Genomic DNA, 3262 nt, shown 5'->3' with positions numbered 1-3262 from the left:
GCCCTACTATCCGCCCCAGGGAAAACCGGATAAGTACCGGGAAAAGCCCCACTACGACAAGCACTATCACAAGAAAAAGTCCAAGAAAAAGCACATCCTCAAAGAGATCCTGGACATTCTGGATTAGTCCGAAAGAGAAAAGGCGCCCGAACGGCGCCTTTTCCCGATAGATCCTTTCTTGTGGCGTTGCCCCTCCCGCTTTCTGCTCCTTTTTTTACCCTCTCCTACCCTGCCGCCGGCACATATCCATGCCGCGCGGCCAGCTTTTCGAACATCTGCGTCAGCCCGGCTCCCAGGGTGAAGAGGGAGCCGATATCGAGATTTCTGTCCGCTGTTTCGTCATAAAAGAGATTCAGGGCCGAGGCCAGATCCTCTTCCGGCTCCCAGTAGCAGATCATGATGGGTACCTTGGGAAGAGGATGGAGGACCACGGCGATGTCCGATTCAAACGCCTCATCCACCTGCTTTCCCCCGAAAAGGTGGACCATATCGTCGAAAAGATCGGTGTAAACATCCGCTACCTGTTTCATCGCCTCCTCGCAGCGCTTCTGGAACAGCGGGTAACGCTCCGGACCGTTTTTCAATTCCCGGAAGGAGACCCAGTTCCCGGTGGGGGAGACCCCTTCGGCATAGATCACATAGTTTAGAAAGGGGACCGCTACCCAGGGGTTGACGTGGATTTCGGCGGAAAGGATTCCATTTGTATCGACATTGAAATCCTTGCCGAGTACCTTGGCGGTCAGCTTCTTTCCGTTGAATCGCCCCCCCACCCGCTCCGCCGCTTCGGAAAGGTCTGTGTGGGCGATCTCTTCTTTCAGTTTCCGGAGATATTCCTCACGGGTTTGTTCCGCAGGATTGGCGGCTTCTCCTCCGCCGGAGAGCGCTTCGATGGTCTGCGCATCCAGTTTCGGACACCGGTCAAGGGCTTTTTCGCCCTTAAACACAGCTCCGGCAAACGCAAGGCAGGTCTTTTCGCCGCATTCCCTGCAATTGGATTTGTCCAGGTGCTGGAATATCTCCATCGCATTTTTCGGTTTGGCCATACAAAAATCCTTTTATCTCTAAATCTTATGTATCTGAACCATAAGAAAATACGGTTTGATGATCGCATCCGGGAAACGGACCGGCAAAATCGAGCCAATCTTTTTTAATGTACGGTGCAAGGGAGGCGATCTGTGGTGAGAGCAGGTCGAACATGTCTTCCGTCTCTTGTGCGTTGAAAAAATAGATTTCGTTTTCCTGGGGATTGAAATCGACGGCATAGACGTGCCGGTTCGGCGAAGCGCCGTCGATGACCATCAGCACCCCCTCCTCTTCCCTGTAGCGATCAAGGCTGTCTCCCAGAGCGACCATCGATGAGACGTCATCGCTGGTTTCGTTCATATTCAAAGAGATGCAATGGAGTTCCGCCTCGTCAGTTTCTTTCTGGAATACAAAAAAGAGATCGAGGGGCGGGTCGCGTTCCAGGATCCTCAAGCTGATCTGGTCGATCATCGTTTTTTCCATTGATTATCCCCTCATTCTTTTCTGGTTTCAGGCTGTCGGCTGTGCGATCCGGCTTTCAAATCAGCGATTTTGTAGTTACGCCCTCCTACAGATGCATACAGAAGTTACAAATTACGTGTCAAGAAAAACATTATCAAAACAGTCTATTCTGCATGGTGCTCTCTGTTTTAACTCTTAAAAGCTCGGTATGGCTTTGGGCATGGGATCCGGGGTCGGAAGTGGCTGTGTCGGTAAACTTTTAGGAACTGTCGGTTTGTTTGTCTGAATACCTTTGGCTTACGGTCCGAATCGGATTGGGAGTTTGAAGTTGTCACCTATAAGAACTAATATTATCTGAATATATGTTAAATAACAAATATTTACAGGTCTTATCCCATTGCCGTCACCGTACTGGGAATGTGACTTTTCTCAACCAGGAATGCCCTTTACAAATCATAAGCGAATTAAAAATTCCGACACCCGGTTTCTCGTTTTCTGACTGAATATTGTTACATATCGGGATTAAAAATATTCTTTACAATGAGTTACATGTTTAATCGAAGGTTGTGGGGTCGTCAAAAAAGTTTTCAGAGATGAAGTGGGATGCGATATTGGCTGGCTTTAACGTGCCAAAATCATGGTCATCTGCTTTATTTGCACGCTAATTGCAAAAATTTGGATGTCAGACCGGCCTTTTTCAAAATCATGCCGTGATGGGAATGTGTTTATAAGAGTGTTATAGTTCGTTGTAGGTAACTGGAGGTGCTATATGCGGTATCATATCCTTTTCTATTTTTTTGTTTTCGTATTAATATTCGCTGAATTTACAAGCTCTTCCCCAAATGAAAATCTTAATTCCAACCCGATCGGGAGCAGCAATGAAGAAATGCTCGACGAGGAAGAGATGCGTTTACCCTCTGTAAAAAATCGAGAGATGGGAAATGGAGCAGTAAATATTTCAGATGAAAAGGATCCCAATGGCATCATTTTGGCGAACAATTACAATCTCAAAGAAATTAACCCCTTCATTTCGCAGGAAATGTTTACCGGTGAACTGATATTTGACAGGACGCTGAACAAGATACAATCGAATCCCAACAAAACGGAATATGCCGATTTAGTTGATCACAGTACCCCCTCCGCGCCGGATGGATCCTCGCCAATATCGGGCAATATTATCACCATCATCATCGCGGGTGTGGTGGCAATTATTGCTATAAGAAAAAATCTAAATTATTTTAAATAACAACAGATAATTAGAAGCGCACCATAAAAAGCACAAGAAAACGTTTTTTTAACGATAAATTCCAGTTTTTTGCCCACGCCATTCTTGGAAAAATTCACGCGTTTTGAAATACTTTCATCTACCTCCTGACGCTTCTGAACATGATGACATGCGTCGGGCGAAAGTGTTTCTGGCCTTCCGACAAGCCAACTCCATTTTGATATGTTAGAGCAAATTGTCAGAAACCTTAAAGATCAGTTGTCTGAGACTGAATAAGAGCGGTCTGTCTCCTTCCCTGTTTCTATGCTACAATGGGAACAGAAAATGATTGAAGGAGGCTGAAAATGAACCAGACCAAAATCTCCGGCATACACCAACAGCCGGAAATAAAAAATAAAACAGCGGTTTTCAAAGACCGGCACCACGCCGGGATGATACTCGGCGAGATGCTGGAACCCTTCCCACTGGAAAATGGCATCGTCTTTGGCATTCCCGCCGGCGGGGTGCCTGTCGGATTGGCGGTCGCAGGTCGTCTGGAGTTGCCCTTGGATG

4 protein-coding genes are annotated in these 3262 nt (G+C 46.9%); 2 read left to right on the top strand and 2 right to left on the bottom strand.

The features are described from left to right. Nucleotides 1–224 precede the first annotated feature (224 nt). Together GF401_07515 and GF401_07510 are read right to left on the bottom strand one after the other, a co-directional pair. Nucleotides 225–1043 (bottom strand): DUF3786 domain-containing protein, encoded by an 819-nt coding sequence (locus GF401_07515; protein ID MBD3344894.1) that lies wholly within the window; start codon nt 1041–1043, stop codon nt 225–227. Between the two features lie 25 nt (nt 1044–1068). Next, a complete protein-coding gene (locus tag GF401_07510; protein ID MBD3344893.1) occupies nt 1069–1506 on the bottom strand; it encodes a hypothetical protein in 438 nt (145 codons plus the stop codon). A gap of 748 nt (nt 1507–2254) precedes the next feature. Here GF401_07510 and GF401_07505 point away from each other — a divergent pair. Both GF401_07505 and GF401_07500 read left to right on the top strand, forming a co-directional pair. Beyond that, entirely contained in the window at nt 2255–2731 is a 477-nt protein-coding gene (locus GF401_07505; protein MBD3344892.1) for a hypothetical protein, read from the top strand. Nucleotides 2732–3054: 323 nt separating this feature from the next. After that, nucleotides 3055–3262 (top strand): phosphoribosyltransferase (locus tag GF401_07500; GenBank protein ID MBD3344891.1); only part of this gene is annotated, 208 nt, incomplete at its 3' end.

Source organism: Chitinivibrionales bacterium (assembly GCA_014728215.1).
GTDB lineage: Bacteria > Fibrobacterota > Chitinivibrionia > Chitinivibrionales > WJKA01 > WJKA01.
This window is presented reverse-complemented; position numbering and strand designations above follow the sequence as displayed.